This is a genomic window from Cellulosimicrobium cellulans (assembly GCF_007679345.1).
GTDB classification, from domain to species: Bacteria; Actinomycetota; Actinomycetes; order Actinomycetales; family Cellulomonadaceae; genus Cellulomonas; species Cellulomonas cellulans_A.
On record NZ_VEGH01000008.1, the window covers coordinates 93099 to 108548 of the forward strand.

The window sequence follows — 15450 nt, forward strand, 5'->3', positions numbered from 1 at the left end:
CCCGATGGTCAGGCGTCCGCCTCCGGGTCGCCCGCCAGCCGCGCCGCGTGGTCCGGGACCTGGGTGAACAGCTCGCGCGGCGGCCGCTCGTAGTCGGCGCCCGCGGGCGGCCGCTTCGGCAGCTTCACCCTCGGGTGCTTCACCTCGCGGTACGGGATGGTCGACAGCAGGTGCGCGATCATGTTCAGCCGCGCGTTCCGCTTGATGTCGGACTCCACGACGTACCAGGGGCTGTCCGGGGTGTCGGTGTGCGCGAACATCTCGTCCTTCGCGCGCGAGTAGTCCTCCCAGCGCGCGATCGACTCCAGGTCCATCGGGCTCAGCTTCCACCGCCGCACCGGGTCGTCGAGCCGCGACCGGAACCGCCGCAGCTGCTCCTTGTCGGACACCGAGAACCAGTACTTGCGCAGCAGGACGCCGTCGTCGATGAGCATCCGCTCGAACACGGGGGCCTGGTGCAGGAACCGCGCGTGCTCCTCGGCGGTGCAGAACCCCATGACCTTCTCGACGCCCGCGCGGTTGTACCAGGACCGGTCGAACAGCACGATCTCCCCGCCCGCGGGCAGGTGCGCGGCGTACCGCTGGAAGTACCACTCGGTGCGCTCGCGCTCCGTGGGAGCCGGCAGCGCCGCGATGCGCGCGACGCGAGGGCTCAGGTACTCGGAGATCCGCTTGATCGTGCCGCCCTTGCCGGCCGCGTCGCGGCCCTCGAAGACCACGGCGACCCGGGCGCCGGTCGCGCGCACCCACTCCTGCAGGGTCACGAGCTCGGACTGCAGGCGGAACAGCTCGGCCTCGTACACGTCCTTGGGCACCTTCGGCGTCGTCATCCCCGGACCGTACGCCCGTGGCCCGCCCGGGTGGGAGGGGTCTACAGCGCGAGGTGGACGAGGAGCGCCTCGTCCAGGGCGGCGACCTGCTCCGGGGTCAGGGAGCCGAGCCGTTGGCCGAACCGCGACACGTCGACCGCGCGGATCTGCTCGGCCTGCGCCTTGGAGTCGGCGGCGAGGCCGTTGCGCCGTTCGGCGGGGACGAGCACCTGGAACGCCAGGACCCGTGCGGTGTTCGACGTCAGCGGCACGACGGTGACCACCCCGCGCCCCGTGCGCTCGGACGCCTTGTTGCGTCCGTCGCCCGAGACGATGACGGCCGGCCGGGTGCGCTTGTCCGCCTCGGCGCCCACCACCGGATGGAAGTCGACGGTCCAGATCTCGCCACGCCTCATGCGTCGCCCCCGAGCCCGTCTCCCGATGTCAGGTCCCAGGCCGCCGCGTCGTCAGAGCCGTACCACTGCTCGTCGGCCTCGAGGTACTGGCTCTCGAGCTCCTTCTCGCGAAGGGCGGCGATGGCTGCGTGGAAGGCGGCTGAGCGGGAGCGGAGGCCGTGGGCGCGTTCGTACTCCTTCAGGAAGTCGAGGTCCGGCACCGGGACCGTCACAGTGACCCGCTCACTCCGACTCATACCGTCGATCGTACCGAGGGTGTCCAGGTGCCGTCAGCTCCCGCCGAGCTCCCGCGCCGCCGCCACCGCCGCCAGCAGCCCTGCCGGCTCCGCCGTCATCCCCAGGACCACGTCGTCGACCGCCCGCAGCCCCGCCCGGTCCAGCAGCCGCTTCTCGTTCGTCGCCCACTCGCCGCGCGCGGCGAGCAGCGCGTGCGCCCGCTGCGTCACCGCCACCGCGACCAGCCCCGCGCACTGCGCCACGCGCCCGGCCCGCGCGTGCTGCTCCGCGCCGTCGAGCGTGAAGTCGGCCCGTGCGCCCCACACCTCCGGCGCGGTCCGGCGCAGCGCGGCGGGGAAGCCGGGGCGGGGGAGCGTGCCGTGCAGCACCCGGTGCCCGGCGAGCTCGGCGACGACGACGTACGTCGGGAACCCGGCGAGGTGGAACAGCAGCGGCTCGATGTCGAACTCGCCCCGCTCGGCGCGGTCGACCTCGTGCTCCACGACGGCGAGGTCGCGGTAGTGCACGTCGACGCGCCGGCCCTCGACGGTCAGCCACGCCCCGCCGTTGAACACGCCGCCGCCCCAGCCCCCGACCTCGAACACGTGGCCGTCCCAGCCGACGTCCCGGAGGTGCTGCGGGTCGAACGGACCCCGGTAGTACACGGCGAGGTCCCAGTCGCTGTCCGGCCGCTGGGTGCCGTGCGCGCGGGAACCGCCCAGGGACACCGCCTCGACCCCGGGCAGGGCCGCCAGGGTGTCGGCGACGTGGTCGAGGAACGTCTCGTCGGACATGCCCCGTCAGCCTGCCAGCGCCGCGTCGTCCGCGTCCACCCTCCCGACGACCAGCCGGTTCACCACATACAGCACGACGCCGATCGCCAGCAGCACCGCGGCCCGCAGGTACACCGACCCCTCCCGCCCGGTCAGCGGGGAGGCCAGCACCAGCGACACCACGGCACCGACCACCGGCGCCCAGGTCGGCGCCCGGAACGACCGCGCGGAGTCACCCTCGACGCGCTCGGGCCCGTCGCCGTCGCCGTCCTCGGAAGCCGGTCGCCGCCGCAGCACCAGGACCGCCACGTTCACCACCGCGAACACCAGCAGCAGGAGCAGCACGGTGGTGTCCGCGAGGTCCCCGAGGTCCCCGGTCGCGGTGAGGGTCAGCGCGAGCACCACGGTGAACGCGATCGCCACCACCGGGGTCCGGCGGCGGGCCTGCACCCGCCCGAACAGCGCCGGGATGATCCGCTCCCGAGCCATCCCGTACACCAGCCGCGAGGCCATCATCATGTTGATCAGGGCGGTGTTCATCACCGCGAGCAGGGCGATCAGCGCGAACAGCCAGGCGGGGAAGACCAGCCCGGCGACCTTCACCACCTCGAGCAGCGGCCCCGTCGAGCCGACCAGGACGTCCGTCTCGACCAGCATCGACGCCGTGAACGCCACGGCCAGGTAGATGGCACCGGCGATGGCGAGGCCGCCGAACAGCGCCCGCGGGTAGTCGCGCCGCGGGTGCTTCGCCTCCTCCGCCAGGTTCACCGAGTCCTCGAACCCGAGCAGCGCGTAGAACGCCAGCGCCGCGCCACCGAGCACGCCCATCCACGTCGCGCCCTCGGTGCGCAGCTCCAGGGCGCGGCCGGGATCGCCCTCGCCGCGGACCAGCGCCACGACGCCGATCGCGACGATCACCAGCAGCCCCGTCGCCTCGATCAGCGTCAGCACCACGTTGACCCGCACGGACTCCGAGACGCCCAGCACGTTGACCAGCGTGATCAGGCCGAGGAACACCCATGCGGCCACGACCGTCGGCACACCGAACGGCAGCAGCTCCGCGAGGTAGTCGCCGCCGAACGCGCGCGCCGCGGCCGACGCGCTGGTGATGCCGGACATCATCACCGCGAACGCCACCAGGAAGGTCAGGAACGGCCGACGGAACGCCCGGTTCGCGTACAGGGCGGCACCGGCGGCCCGCGGGTAGCGCGCGACGAGCTCGGCGTACGCGGTGGCGGTGAGCGCCGCCAGCGCGAACGCGAGCAGGAACGGCAGCCAGATCGCGCCGCCCACCTCGGCCGCGACCGTCCCGGTGAGCGCGTAGATCCCGGCGCCGAGGATGTCCCCGACGACGAACAGCAGCAGCACCGTCCGGCCGATCGACCGCCTGAGCGCGGGCTGCTGGTCCTGGGTCACCTGCGTGGACTCGCCCATCTGCGCACCTCCCCCTCCGGGGGTCACTGTGCTCCCGGGCGCGGCGGCGCGCGCGGCGAGCGCCGCACCCGCGGGCTCGCCGGGCGCACGACGACCCCCGCCCCTAGGCTCGATCGGACCACCAGGACATCTCGGGAGGTCAGGCATGAAGGGCAAGCTGGCATTCGTCCTCGGCGCGGGCGTGGGCTACGTGCTCGGGACCCGCGCGGGTCGCGCGCAGTTCGAGAAGATCAAGGGCTGGGCGTCCGACGCGTGGCACGACCCGCGGGTGCAGTCCACGGTCGACGACCTGGAGTCGAAGGCGGCCGGGTTCGCGAAGGACCAGGGCGTCGCGCTGAAGGACAAGGCCGTCGACGCCGTGAAGAGCGCCGTGTCGCGCGGCTCCGACGACGACACCGAGGCCACCGGCGCGACCCGCACCACCCCGCCGGCCGGCACCACGCCGACCACGCCGGTCACCCCGCCCGGGGCCTGAGCCCGGCGGCGGCGGCCCGTCGACCACGCAGAAGAGGCGGGGTTCGCACGTCGCGAACCCCGCCTCTTCTGCGATCTCGGCGCTCCTAGATCACGAGACTCAGCAGGAGGACGACCACCAGGGCCGTGACGGACAGGACGCACTCCATCAGGGACCACGTCTTGAACGTCTGGCCGACGGTCATCTTGAAGTACTCCTTGACCAGCCAGAACCCGGCGTCGTTCACGTGGCTGAGGAACACCGAGCCGGCGCCGATCGCCAGCACCATGAGGGCGACGTGCGTCGGGGACAGGCCCTCGGCCAGCGGTGCGACGATGCCGGCAGCGGTGACCGTGGCGACGGTCGCGGACCCCGTGGCGACGCGGATCAGCACCGCGACCAGCCACGCCGCGAGCAGCGGGGAGATCGGGGCGTCCGCGAGGCCCTTGGCGATGACGTCACCGACGCCGGAGTCGACCAGTGTCTGCTTGAAGCCGCCGCCCGCGCCGACGATGAGCAGGATGCTCGCGATCGGGGCGAACGAGGAGTCGACGAGCTTGCTGACCATGCTGCGGTCGCGGCCCTGGCGCGTGCCGAGCAGGACCAGCGACACCAGCGCGGTGATGAGCAGCGCGACGAGCGGCGTGCCGACGAAGTCCAGCACCTGCCCGGCGGCGGAGTCCTCGAAGCCGACGGTCTCGGCGAGCGTGCGGGCCAGCATGAGCACGACCGGCAGCAGCACGACGGTGAGCGCGGTGGCGAACGACGGGCGGCGCGCGTCGTCCGCGCGGTCCGAGGCACCGAGGATCTCGGTCGGCGGGTCGAGGGGGACCCAGCGCGCCATCGGCTTCGCGAGCAGCGGGCCCGCGATCGCGACCGTCGGGATGGAGACGAGCAGGCCGAGGCCGAGGGTCAGGCCGAGGTCGGCGCCCAGGGCGTCGATCGCGATCAGCGGGCCGGGGTGCGGGGGCACCAGGCCGTGCAGGGCGGACAGACCGGCCAGGGCCGGGATGCCGACGACGATCATCGACACCTTGGACCGGCGCGCGACGAGCATGACGACCGGGATCAGCAGGACGACGCCGACCTCGAAGAACAGCGGGATGCCGATGATGAACGCGGCGAACGCCATCGCCCACGGCAGCCGCTGGACCGGCGTGCGCGCCAGGATCGAGTCGACGATCTGGTCGGCGCCGCCGGAGTCGATCAGCATCTTGCCGATGATCGCGCCGAGCGCGATGAGGATGCCGACGCCGGCGACGGTCGTGCCGAGCCCCGCGGTGAACGAGGTGAACGCGTCGACGTAGGGCAGGCCGGCGGCCACGGCGAGCACGCCCGCGCCGAGCATGAGGGCGAGGAACGGGTGCAGCTTGACCCAGACGATCAGGGCGACGATCACCGCGATGCCGATGACGGCGGCGACGATCAGCCGGGTGTCGGAGACCGCGGGCGCGGCGTCGTCGGCCGCGGCGGCCAGCAGCAACGGTGCTGCGGTCGGGAGCGAGAGCATCAGGACTCCTGGGGGGAGGTCGCCGGCGTCGTGCCGGCGCGTGCGGTGGCGGGGTCGATGCCGAGCTCGCGCAGGGCGGCGTCGGCGACGGAGTGGGGCGAGACCTCGACCGGCACCACGACGCCGTCCTCGGCGTCGTGCAGCGGCTCGAGGGTCTGGAACTGCGAGGGCAGCAGGGACGTCGGCATGAAGTGCCCGGCGCGGCCGGACATCCGCTCGCCGATCGCCTCGATCGTGCCCTGCAGGTGCACGAACCGGACGCGGCCCTCGGCCTCGCGCAGCACGTCGCGGTAGGCGACGCGCAGCGCGGAGCAGGTGACGATGGTCGACCGGCCGGCGCGGGACTGCTCGGTGAGCCAGTCCCGCATGGCGCGCAGCCACGGCCAGCGGTCCTCGTCGGTCAGCGGGGTGCCCGCCGACATCTTGTCGATGTTGGCCTGGGGGTGGAACTCGTCGGCCTCGGCGTACGGCCAGCCGAGACGGTCGGCGAGGATCTGCGCGGTCGTGGTCTTCCCCGACCCCGAGACACCCATGATCACGAGGTGCTGGACCTCCGGCATCGCTGCCCTCCTTGACGTCGTTGTCCGGGCGTGAGCGTCCGGGCGCTGCCCCGGGTCGCCCCGGGGTGCCGACACTCTGCCACAAAGATGCGACCTTTGTAACCCAAAGATGTCACCTGTGGTGCGAGGGGCGGGCGTGACCTGCGCTCCCGCTCCCGTGTGCGACCCTGGCACGGCCGTCCGGAGGTCGCGCGTCGAGGGGACGCCCCGCAGGGTGGCAGGAGGAGAGTCGTGGCGGTCGAGGTGCTGCACAGCACGGTGCTGGAGGCGGTCGGCGCGGAGATCACCGCCGGCACGCTGCCGGCCGGGACGGTGCTGACGCTGGAGCAGCTCCAGCAGCGGTTCGGCGTGTCCCGCACCGTCGCCCGGGAGACGATGCGCTCGCTGGAGCAGCTCGGTCTGCTGACCTCCCGGCGGCGGGTCGGGCTCGTGGTGCGGCCGTCGTCCGACTGGATGGTGTTCGACCCGCGGGTGATCCGGTGGCGGCTCGCCGGCCCCGGGCGCCTGGGTCAGCTGCGCTCGCTCACCGAGCTGCGCGCCGCGGTCGAGCCGGTCGCCGCCGCGGCCGCCGCGCGGCACGCGTCGCCCGAGGAGGTCGACGAGCTGCTGGCCCTGATGGCGCGGCTGCGGGACCTCGGGGAGGCCGGCCGGCTGGACGAGTTCCTCGAGGTCGACCAGCAGTTCCACGCGCTGCTGCTGCGGGCCGGGCGCAACGAGATGTTCGGCGCGCTCACGGGCGTGGTGGCCGAGGTGCTCGCCGGCCGGACCCGGCACGGGCTGATGCCCTCCCGCCCGCGCGCGGAGGCGCTGGACGCGCACGCCGCCGTGGCTGAGGCGGTGCGCCGCCGCGACCCCGAGGCGGCCGAGCGGGCGATGACGGTGATCACGAGCGAGATCCGCGCCGCCCTCGGCGACCTGCACTGACCACGATCTCGCCGAGATAGGACCGTCTCGCCGAGGTAGGACCTCGTGCGGTCCTACCTCGGCGCGGAGGCCCTATCTCGGCGGGATCAGGGGCGCGGGACGTTGCGCAGGTTCGAGCGGGCCATCGCCATGACCTCGCCCATCCCGCCGCCGAGGATCTCCTTGCTCATCGCCGCCGTGAACCCGCTGACCTGCTGGCGGGTGATCTTCGGCGGGATCGACAGGGCCCGCGGGTCGGTGACCAGGTCGACCAGCGCCGGGCCGTCGTGCGCGAACGCCTGGCGCAGCGCCGACCGGATCTGCGTCGGGTCCTCGACGCGCACCGACGGGATGCCGAGGGCGGTGCCGAGCGCCGCGTAGTCGATCGCGGGGGAGTCGGTGCCGTAGCTCGGCAGGCCGTCGACCAGCATCTCCAGCCGGACCATGCCCAGCGTCGCGTTGTCGAACAGGATCACCTTCACCGGCAGGTCGTAGTGCACGAGCGTGATGAGCTCGCCCAGCAGCATCGACAGGCCGCCGTCGCCCGCGATCGCCACGACGTGCTTCCGCTCGGCGCCGGAGTCCCGGGCGGCCAGCGCAGCGCCGATCGCGTGCGGCACCGCGTTGGCCATCGACCCGTGCAGGAACGAGCCGATGACGCGGCGGCGGCCGTTCGGCGTGAGGTACCGCGCGGCCCAGACGTTGCCCATGCCGGTGTCCACCGTGAACACGGCGTCGTCGGCGGCCTCCTCGTCGAGGACGACCGCGGCGTACTCCGGGTGGATCGGGCGGTGGTGCTCGACGTCCTTGGTGTAGGCGCCGACGACCCCGCCCATCGCCTTCTCGTGCTTCTTCACCATCTGGTCCAGGAACCGGCGGGACTTCTTCCGCTCGACCAGCGGCAGCAGCGCGCGGACGGTCTCGCCCACGTCGCCGACGACCGCCAGGTCGTTCCGGGTCCGGCGGCCGAGGCGGGTCGGCTCGATGTCGACCTGCACGGTGCGCACGTCGGAGGGCAGGAACTGGTCGTACGGGAAGTCGGTGCCGAGCAGGATCAGCAGGTCGGCCTCGTCCATCGACGCCTGGAGCGCGCCGTAGCCGAGCAGGCCGGTCATCCCGACGTCGAACGGGTTGTCGTACTGGATGTGCTCCTTGCCGCGCAGGCTGTGCCCGACGGGCGCGGCGATCTTGTCCGCCAGCGCGAGGACGTCGTCGTGGGCGCCGCGGACGCCCGCGCCGGCCAGGATCGTGACCTTCTTGGCGCCGTCGATCGCGGCGGCCAGGGCGGCGACGTCGGCCTCGGCGGGGACCACGCGCGGCTTGCGCGGCCGGGCCAGGGTGTCGGTCCCGGCGGGCGGTGCCTCCAGGTCGGCGACGTCGCCGGGGAGCGTCAGCACCGCGACGCCGGGGGCGCCGTAGGCGTGGTGGATCGCGCTGCGGATGACGCGGGGGGCCTGCGCGGCGGACGAGATCATCTCGGAGAACACCGAGCACTCGACGAACAGCCGGTCCGGGTGCGTCTCCTGGAAGTACTGCGTGCCGATCTGCGCGCTCGGGATGTGCGAGGCGATCGCGAGCACCGGGACCCGGCTGCGGTTCGCGTCGTAGAGGCCGTTGATGAGGTGCAGGTTGCCCGGGCCGCAGGAGCCGGCGCACACGGCGAGGTCGCCGGTGATCTCCGCCTCGGCGGCCGCGGCGAACGCGGCGGCCTCCTCGTGCCGGACGTGCACCCACTGGATGTCCTCGCCCGCGGCCCGGGCGCGGCGGACCGCGTCCACCACCGGGTTCAGGCTGTCGCCGACGATGCCGTAGATGTGCTTGGCCCCGGCCGCCACCACCTGGGCGACGAGCTGGTCGGCCACCGTGCTGCTGCGTGCCACGGGATCACTCCTGTCGTTGTCGTCAGGCCATATTCATCCCATGACTTGCCCGCGTGCCACCCGGGGGCGGTGTCTCGTCGGTCACGGGGGACGGTGCCAGCCTGTCGCGGACGCGGTCCGTCGGCACGTCGAGCGCCGCGCGCCGCCGGCGGGCGCCGAGGAGTCGGGCGGCGTCGGGCCGCGCGGGTCCGACACGGTGATTCCGTGGGGAGGAACGGTGGACGAGCCGCCCCGCAGCCGCCTGACCTGGCACGCTCGGCTCGTGGAACCGACCCCCGTGGACGCCGCACGGCGCCAGCTGCTCGACTTCACGCGGTGCGCCGCGTGCGGCGCGACCCTCACGACGACGCGCTGCACCCGGTGCGGGCTCGACCTGGGCGGCGCCGACGGGGCACGGATCGCGGAGGCGTCGTGGGCGGCGGTCCGGGCGCTCGACGCGCGGCGGGAGGTCGTCGACGGCGTGCGGGCGCGGCAGGGCGCGGGGGTGCCGGACGCCGGGAGGGCGAGCGGGGCGCAGGCCCCGGGCCCGCGCGCCGCCGACCCGGGCTCCGCGCGGCCGACCGCGTGGCGGCCGGTGGCGGAGGCCCCGGGCGCCCCGGGCGCCCCGGGTGGTCCCGTCGCGCACGGATCGGTCCCTCCGCGCGGCCCGGTCTCCGCGCCCGGACCGGTCCCCCCGCCCGTCGGGATGCCGGCGCCCGGCCGGGTGCCGCCCTGGGGGCCCGCGCCGGCGGCGGGGGGCGCGCCGTCCCGCGGTGCGGTCCCGCCGCGCGGGCCCGGCCGACCCGCCGCCCCGGTGCCCGCCGCCGCACCCGAGCGGCCCTTCGACGTCGCCCGGCTGTTCGTGCTCGCCGGTGCCGGGCTCGTCGCGGCGGCGGCGCTCGTGTTCGCGTTCTTCTTCCTGGCTGGCTCGCCGGGCCCGCGGGTCGTGGTGATGCTCGTCGCCACGGCCGGCGCCGTGGCCGGGACGCTCGCGCTCCGCCGGAGCGGCCTGGGCGCGTCGGCGGAGGCGGTCGGCGGGCTCGTCGCGGCCCTCGCCGTCGTGGACGCCTGGATGATCGCGCTCCTGGCGGACGGGCCCGTCCGGTGGCTGGCGCTCGCCTTCCTGCTGCTCGCGGTGGGTGTGGGCCTGCCCGCCGCCGGCCTCGCCGTCCGGGTCCGCGCGTGGACCGTCGCGGTGCTGGCGCTGCCGCTCGTGCCCCTGTGCGTCGCCGCCGCCTGGCCGGGTCCGTGGGCGTGGCACCTGGCCCTGCTCGCCGCGGCGCTCGTGACGCTCGTCCGCGCCGGGTACCGCCGGGCGGTCGCCGGGCGGTTCGGCACCGACGGGGCCGTCGTCGACGCGCTGCTCGCCCTCGCGGCCCTCGCACTGGTCGGCGGCGCCCTGGTCGCCGCCGTCGTGCTCCCGGAGCCGGGCACCGGCTGGGAGACCGGCGGGTTCGCGCTGGCGCTCCTGCTGGCGGCCGCGACGACCCGCGCGCAGGCGCTCGCCGAGCGGCCCACGTGGGGCGCCGCCGCGGCGTGGGTGTGGGTCGCCGGCGGCATGGCCGTGCTGTCGGCGGGCGTGGCGGTCGCGTCCCTGCTGCCCGCGCCGCTGGGCACCGTGCCGACGGCGGCCGCCGCGGCGTGGGCGCTGCTCGTGCTGGTGCCGCGGCTGCTCCCCGGCGACCGCGCGACCGACGCGCGGTACCGCGCGCAGGTCGCAGGCGGGTGGACGGCGCTCGTGCTCACCACCGGGCCCGGGGTCGCGGCGGGCGTCCTGGAGACGCTGGGGCTCCTCGGTGCCGTCGGGGTCGACGGCGGCTCCCCCCGGGTGGGCGCCGGCTGGGCGGGATCCGGCTGGGCGCTGGCGCCCGGCGCGTTCGACGCGACGGGCTTCGGCGCCGGCGCGGGCCCGGTGCTCGCCGCCGTGGTGCTCGCGGGGGCGCTCGCGGCGATCGGCCGGGTCCCCCTCGCGCGGGTGGCGGAGTCGGTCCCCGTCGCGGGCCCGCGCGCGCCCGGCCGGGCGGTGCCGGGCGGTCCGGTGCCGGGGCACCCCGCCCCGCCCCGGTACCCGGTGGCGCCCGGCGCGGTGCTGGTCCGCGCCACGGTGTGGCGCCAGCACGCGGCCGTGGTCGTCGGACGGGCCTGCCTCCCCGCGGGCGTGGTCCTCGCCGCCTGGCTCGCCGTCGCGCTCCTGCGGTCGTGGGCGGTCCCGCTGCTCGTCGCCGAGATCGTGCTCGCCGCGACGCTGGTCGAGGTGGCGCGTCGGGTGCCCGCCGTGTCCGCCGGCGCGGGCACCGCCGTCAGCCCGGAGATCCCGCCCGCCCGCGGTGCTGGCGCGACCGGTGGCGCGCCGGGCGTCGTCGGGGCGGCATCGGGTGCCGCCGGTGGCGCGACGGGCACACCGGTCGCCGCGTCCGGTGTCGCCGGTGGCGTGCCCGGCGTCGCGGGTGGCCTTCCCGGCGTCGCGGGTGCCCCGTCCGGCCCCGCGCTCGTGCGCCCCGCTCCGCGGGTGCCGTGGCGCGCCACCCTCGTCCCGGCGGCGTTCGCGCAGGTCGCCTTCCTCGCCCTCCTGAGCTGGGTGTCCCGCCCGACGACCGCCCTCGGCGCCGTCGCGGTCGCCGCCCTGCTGCTGCGGGCGCGGGCGCTGCTGCCGCGGGACGTCCGCGCGGTCCTCGTCGGCCTCGCCACGGCCTACGCCGGCGCGGTGCTGGCGGCCGTGCTGGCCTGGTCCGGCTGGGACGGGTTCGGCGTGGCCGGGGGCGTCGCGGTGGCGCTGCTCGTCGTCGCGGCGGCGCTCGTGGTGCTGCCCCGCGTCGGCGACGACACCTGGCTCGGCGTGCTGGTCGTCGCGCTCGTCCCCGCCGTGGTCGCGGTGGCGGCCGTCGCGGTCGACCGCACCTGGTGGGGAGCGGGCGCCGCCGCGGCGCTGCTGCTCGTGGAGGTCCTGCTCCTCGACACGCGCCGCCGGCCGGTGCCGTCGTGGGCCCGGGTCTCCGCGGCGGCTCTCGTGCTGCCCACGGTCGCGGTCGTCGTCATCTGCGCCGGCGCGGTGCTGCTGCCGGGCTCCGGCTCCCCGGTGCTGCTGCCCGTCGTCGCGGTGCTCGCCGCCGCAGCCGCGGTCGCCGCACCCGCGATCGGCGACCGGCTGCGGCACCGCGCCCCGGGCACCCCCGGCGACCGCGCGCGGGTGGCGGTCGAGCTGGCCGCCGCCGGCACCGGCGCCGTCGCGCTGCTGCTCGGCATCGCCCGGACGCCCACCGGTGCCGACACCGTGCTGGTGCTCTGCGCCCTGCTGGGTGCGGGGGCGACCGCCGTGGCGATGCGGCCGGACCGGCGGCTCGCCTGGTGGCCGGCGGCGCTGCTGTGGTGCGGCGTGGCGTGGTCGGCGCTCGTGTGGTGGGGCGTCGGTCTCGTCGAGGCGTACACGGCGCCCCCGGCGCTGGCCGCGGTCGTGGTCGGCACCCTCCTCACGCGCCGGGGCGACCGCTGGCGGCCGCTCGTGGCGGCCGGGGTCGCGCTGCTCGTCGCCCCGACGCTGCTGCTCGCCCTCGCCGGGCGCGACGTGGGCGTCCGGTCGGCGGTCCTGCTCGCCGTCGCGGCGCTCGCGGTCGCGGCCGGGGCCCTCGACCGCCCGCGGGCCGCAGGCCCGCGGGCCTGGTCGGCGCTCACCGAGCCGCTGCTGGCCGGCGGTGCCGCGGCGGCGGTCGCGGGCGCGGTCCGGGCGGCGCACCTCGCGGCGAGCACGCCGGTCGCGGGCGGGGTCGCCAACGCCCGGCTGTTCGGGGCGGCGCTGCTGTGGTCGCTCGTCGGGGCGGTGCTGCTGGGCGTACTGGGTCGGCTGCTGGTCGACCGGCTCGCGTCCGCGCCGGCCGGTGCGGCTGCACCGGTGGGTGCGGCTGCGCCCGCGGCCGTCCTCGGCGTCCGTCCGCCCGCGGCCCCCGCCTGGCCGGACGCGCGCCGCGCCGCTCGCGCCGCCGCGCTGCGGCGCTGGGCGCTCGCGCCGGCACTGCTCGCGTTCACCGTCGGCGCGCTCGTCGCCGTGCGGCCGTCCTGGGCGCTGACCTGGACGGGGTGGGTCGTCGAGCTCGGACTGCTCGCGCTCGCCGTCGCCGCGGTGCGGTCCGAGGCCTCCCGGCCGCGTGGCTCGCTCGCGACCGACGTCCCGCCGGGCTGGGTGCTGTGGCTCGCCGCGCTCGCGTGGGCCATCGGCGCGTGGAGCCCTCGCGAGCTGCGCGTCGAGGTGTTCGCGCTGCCGCTCGGCCTCGCGCTGACGGCGATGGGCTGGGTGGCGCTGCGCGCGTCGCTCGCCGGTCCGGCCGCCGGGCCGGGAACGCCCGTCCGACCGGGGACCGTCCCGGGCGTCGGGGCGGGTGCCGGCCCCGGGGGCCCGGTCGGGGTGCGCCCCGCGTGGCCGGTCGGCCGCGCGACGTCGCTCGCCACGCTCACCCCGGGCATCCTGGCGACGCTCGGCCCGTCGATGCTGGCGATCTGGACCGACCCGATGACGTGGCGCGCGATCCTCGTGGTCGTCCTGGCGCTCGGGTTCATGCTCGAGGGAGCCCGCGAGATGCTGCGCGCGCCCCTCGTCCTCGGGGCGGGCGCGCTGCCGGTGGCGGTGCTGAGCGTCTTCGCGGCACAGCTCGGGCGCACGATCTCGGCGGGTCCGTGGCTGCTGACGCTGCTCGCCGCGGGCGGGCTGCTGCTGGTGCTCGGCGTCTTCGCGGAGCGCCGTCGCACCGCGGTGGCGGAGGGACGGGCGACCGCCGGGGGCGTCCTGCGCTGAGCCGCGGCCGGCGCGTCACCCGGTGCGCGGGCGGCGGGCCGTCGCGTGCGCGGCTGGGCGCACCGGCGCGCGCGTGCGCGTGCGGCCGGCCGTCACCGAGTGTGCAACCGACGCGTCGAGCGAGTACCCGCTGGATGCTCGGTCGACGTGTTCGATGCACTCTCGGCGCTCGGCGTCCGGCGTCCGGCGCTCGGCGTCCGGCGTCCGGCGTCCGGTGGCCGGCGCGGCTGCCGGCGCGGGACGCGGCTCGCCCGCCGAGCGCCCGACCCGCGCCGGAGCGCGCTCAGCGCCGGGCGTCGCCCCGCGGCGCTGCGGCGCGGTCGACCGCGGACACGCCCTCGGCGTCGGCGTCGGCGTCCCCGATCCGGGTGGTCGCCGCAGCGCCGGCCGAGGCCGCGCCCGCCGCGCCCTCGCCGGCCGCGCCAGCCGCCCTCGTCGCCTCCGCGCCCGCGCCCGCCGCCGGCACCCCGGCCGCGCCCGCCGCCGCCCCGGCCCGGAGGACCCGCAGCGACCCCAGCACCGCCACGACCGCCAGCACCGCCGCGCCGACCACCACGAGGTACCCGCCGTGCGACCCCTGCCGGTCGATGAGCAGCCCCGCGACCCAGGACCCGACCGACACCCCGACGCCGAGCGACGTGCCGACCCAGGTCAGGCCCTCGGTCAGCCGCTCGCGCGGGACCAGGTCCTGCACGAGCCCGTTGCCGTTGATCAGGGTGGGCGCGATCGCGAAGCCGGCGACGAACATGACGACCGCCAGCATCGCCATCGAGTCGACGAGCACGAACAGCGAGGCCCCCAGCGCCAGCGCGACCATCCCGATCGCGAACCGCCGCCACAGCGGGGTGGTCCAGTGCCGGGCGCCGTAGAGCAGGCCCGAGATCATCGACCCGCACGCGAACACCGCCAGGATGACGCCGGCGAGCCCGGGCGTGCCGGACTCCTCGGCGAAGGCGACCGTGCTGACGTCGGTGCCGCCGAAGATCGCGCCCATCGCCACGAACACGACCGCCAGCACGACCATGCCCCCGGAACGCATGACCGAGCGGCGTCGCACCGGGGTCCCGTCGGGGGCGGTGACGGCCTCGCGGGGGTGCGGCGGCGGCTGGGTCGCCCGCTGGCCGAGGAACCAGAACCCGCCGAGCACCATGCCCAGCACGGGCACGATCAGGCCGGCCGACGGGGTGACGGCGGTCGCGAGCGTGGTGGCGAGGATCGGGCCGACGACGAACACCAGCTCGTCGAGCGCCGACTCCAGCGAGTACGCGGTGTGCAGGGCCCGCGGGTCGTCGAGGACGTGCGACCAGCGGGCGCGGACCAGCGCGCCGAAGGAGCCGACGGTCGCGCCGACCACGACGGCGGTGACGTACAGCGACCAGACGGGGGCGTCGGCGAGCGCGCACGCGACCAGGCCGACCAGCGCGGTGGCGGAGACCGTGACCGCGGGGCGCATGACCCGCGCCTGCCCGTGCAGGTCGACCAGGCGCGCGAGCTGGGGCGAGCAGACGGCCTGCGCCAGCACGTACGCCGCCGAGACGCTGCCGGCGAGGCCGTACGAGCCGTACAGCGCCTGGATCATCAGCACGATCCCGATGCCGACCATGGACATCGGCAGCCGGGCGATGACGCCGGCGGAGGAGAACGCCAGCGCCCCCGGACGGGAGAGCACGTCGCGGTAGGGCCCCAGCACGTCGTCAGTGTCGCACCCGCCGCCGACACCCCGCTCGCGGATA

At 76.3% G+C, this 15450-nt stretch carries 12 protein-coding genes; 3 read left to right on the forward strand and 9 right to left on the reverse strand.

The annotated features are described in order from the left end of the window. Nucleotides 1-8: 8 nt before the first annotated feature. From ppk2 to FS882_RS12255, 5 genes are read right to left on the reverse strand one after another with little or no spacing between them, the layout of a single operon-like run. Nucleotides 9-830: a polyphosphate kinase 2 gene (gene ppk2 / locus FS882_RS12235; protein WP_158373341.1), complete on the reverse strand. Its 822-nt coding sequence runs from the start codon at nucleotides 828-830 to the stop codon at nucleotides 9-11. Between the two features lie 41 nt (nucleotides 831-871). Then, the gene (locus FS882_RS12240) at nucleotides 872-1225 is read right to left on the reverse strand and encodes a type II toxin-antitoxin system PemK/MazF family toxin (RefSeq protein ID WP_158373342.1); all 354 of its coding nucleotides are present in this window, start codon (nucleotides 1223-1225) and stop codon (nucleotides 872-874) included. Then, nucleotides 1222-1461, reverse strand: coding sequence for an antitoxin (locus FS882_RS12245; RefSeq protein ID WP_158373343.1), 240 nt, complete (start codon nucleotides 1459-1461; stop codon nucleotides 1222-1224). The genes FS882_RS12240 and FS882_RS12245 overlap by 4 nt, the downstream gene beginning before the upstream one ends. Before the next feature lie 33 nt (nucleotides 1462-1494). Then, nucleotides 1495-2235: a nucleotidyltransferase domain-containing protein gene (locus FS882_RS12250; protein WP_158373344.1), complete on the reverse strand. Its 741-nt coding sequence runs from the start codon at nucleotides 2233-2235 to the stop codon at nucleotides 1495-1497. A 6-nt stretch (nucleotides 2236-2241) separates the two neighbouring features. Further along, nucleotides 2242-3648 carry an APC family permease gene (locus tag FS882_RS12255; RefSeq protein WP_158373345.1) on the reverse strand — a complete coding sequence of 469 codons (1407 nt, stop codon included), beginning with the start codon at nucleotides 3646-3648 and terminating at the stop codon, nucleotides 2242-2244. Nucleotides 3649-3793: 145 nt separating this feature from the next. On the opposite strand from FS882_RS12255, the gene FS882_RS12260 reads away from it, so the two are divergent. Beyond that, on the forward strand, nucleotides 3794-4123 hold the full coding sequence (locus FS882_RS12260) for a YtxH domain-containing protein (RefSeq protein ID WP_262348266.1): 330 nt from the start codon (nucleotides 3794-3796) through the stop codon (nucleotides 4121-4123). 85 nt (nucleotides 4124-4208) lie between these two features. Here the strand turns inward: FS882_RS12260 and FS882_RS12265 are convergent, their stop codons facing one another. Together FS882_RS12265 and FS882_RS12270 are read right to left on the reverse strand one after the other, a co-directional pair. Further along, nucleotides 4209-5612, reverse strand: coding sequence for a GntP family permease (locus tag FS882_RS12265; protein WP_158373346.1), 1404 nt, complete (start codon nucleotides 5610-5612; stop codon nucleotides 4209-4211). After that, nucleotides 5612-6172 (reverse strand): gluconokinase, encoded by a 561-nt coding sequence (locus FS882_RS12270; RefSeq protein ID WP_158373347.1) that lies wholly within the window; start codon nucleotides 6170-6172, stop codon nucleotides 5612-5614. Before FS882_RS12270 ends, FS882_RS12265 begins: the two co-directional genes overlap by 1 nt. Nucleotides 6173-6403: 231 nt before the next feature. Here FS882_RS12270 and FS882_RS12275 point away from each other — a divergent pair, with 231 nt between their 5' ends. Continuing rightward, nucleotides 6404-7096 carry a FadR/GntR family transcriptional regulator gene (locus FS882_RS12275; protein WP_158373348.1) on the forward strand — a complete coding sequence of 231 codons (693 nt, stop codon included), beginning with the start codon at nucleotides 6404-6406 and terminating at the stop codon, nucleotides 7094-7096. A gap of 86 nt (nucleotides 7097-7182) precedes the next feature. Here the strand turns inward: FS882_RS12275 and FS882_RS12280 are convergent, their stop codons facing one another. After that, nucleotides 7183-8955: a pyruvate dehydrogenase gene (locus FS882_RS12280; RefSeq protein WP_158373349.1), complete on the reverse strand. Its 1773-nt coding sequence runs from the start codon at nucleotides 8953-8955 to the stop codon at nucleotides 7183-7185. Between the two features lie 262 nt (nucleotides 8956-9217). Here FS882_RS12280 and FS882_RS12285 point away from each other — a divergent pair, with 262 nt between their 5' ends. Continuing rightward, nucleotides 9218-13717 (forward strand): SCO7613 C-terminal domain-containing membrane protein, encoded by a 4500-nt coding sequence (locus FS882_RS12285; RefSeq protein WP_158373350.1) that lies wholly within the window; start codon nucleotides 9218-9220, stop codon nucleotides 13715-13717. Between the two features lie 283 nt (nucleotides 13718-14000). On the opposite strand, the gene FS882_RS12290 is transcribed toward FS882_RS12285, so the two are convergent. Next, on the reverse strand, nucleotides 14001-15407 hold the full coding sequence (locus tag FS882_RS12290; RefSeq protein WP_158373351.1) for an MFS transporter: 1407 nt from the start codon (nucleotides 15405-15407) through the stop codon (nucleotides 14001-14003). Between the last annotated feature and the right edge of the window lie 43 nt (nucleotides 15408-15450).

Excerpts from the sequence above, each read along its gene's own strand:
- FS882_RS12265 (WP_158373346.1), bottom strand. The coding sequence starts at position 5,612 with ATGCTCTCGCTCCCGACCGCAGCACCGTTGCTGCTGGCCGCCGCGGCC.
- FS882_RS12250 (WP_158373344.1), bottom strand. The coding sequence starts at position 2,235 with ATGTCCGACGAGACGTTCCTCGACCACGTCGCCGACACCCTGGCGGCC.
- ppk2 (WP_158373341.1), bottom strand. The coding sequence starts at position 830 with ATGACGACGCCGAAGGTGCCCAAGGACGTGTACGAGGCCGAGCTGTTC.
- FS882_RS12260 (WP_262348266.1), top strand. The coding sequence starts at position 3,794 with ATGAAGGGCAAGCTGGCATTCGTCCTCGGCGCGGGCGTGGGCTACGTG.
- FS882_RS12255 (WP_158373345.1), bottom strand. The coding sequence starts at position 3,648 with ATGGGCGAGTCCACGCAGGTGACCCAGGACCAGCAGCCCGCGCTCAGG.
- FS882_RS12270 (WP_158373347.1), bottom strand. The coding sequence starts at position 6,172 with ATGCCGGAGGTCCAGCACCTCGTGATCATGGGTGTCTCGGGGTCGGGG.
- FS882_RS12245 (WP_158373343.1), bottom strand. The coding sequence starts at position 1,461 with ATGAGTCGGAGTGAGCGGGTCACTGTGACGGTCCCGGTGCCGGACCTC.
- FS882_RS12240 (WP_158373342.1), bottom strand. The coding sequence starts at position 1,225 with ATGAGGCGTGGCGAGATCTGGACCGTCGACTTCCATCCGGTGGTGGGC.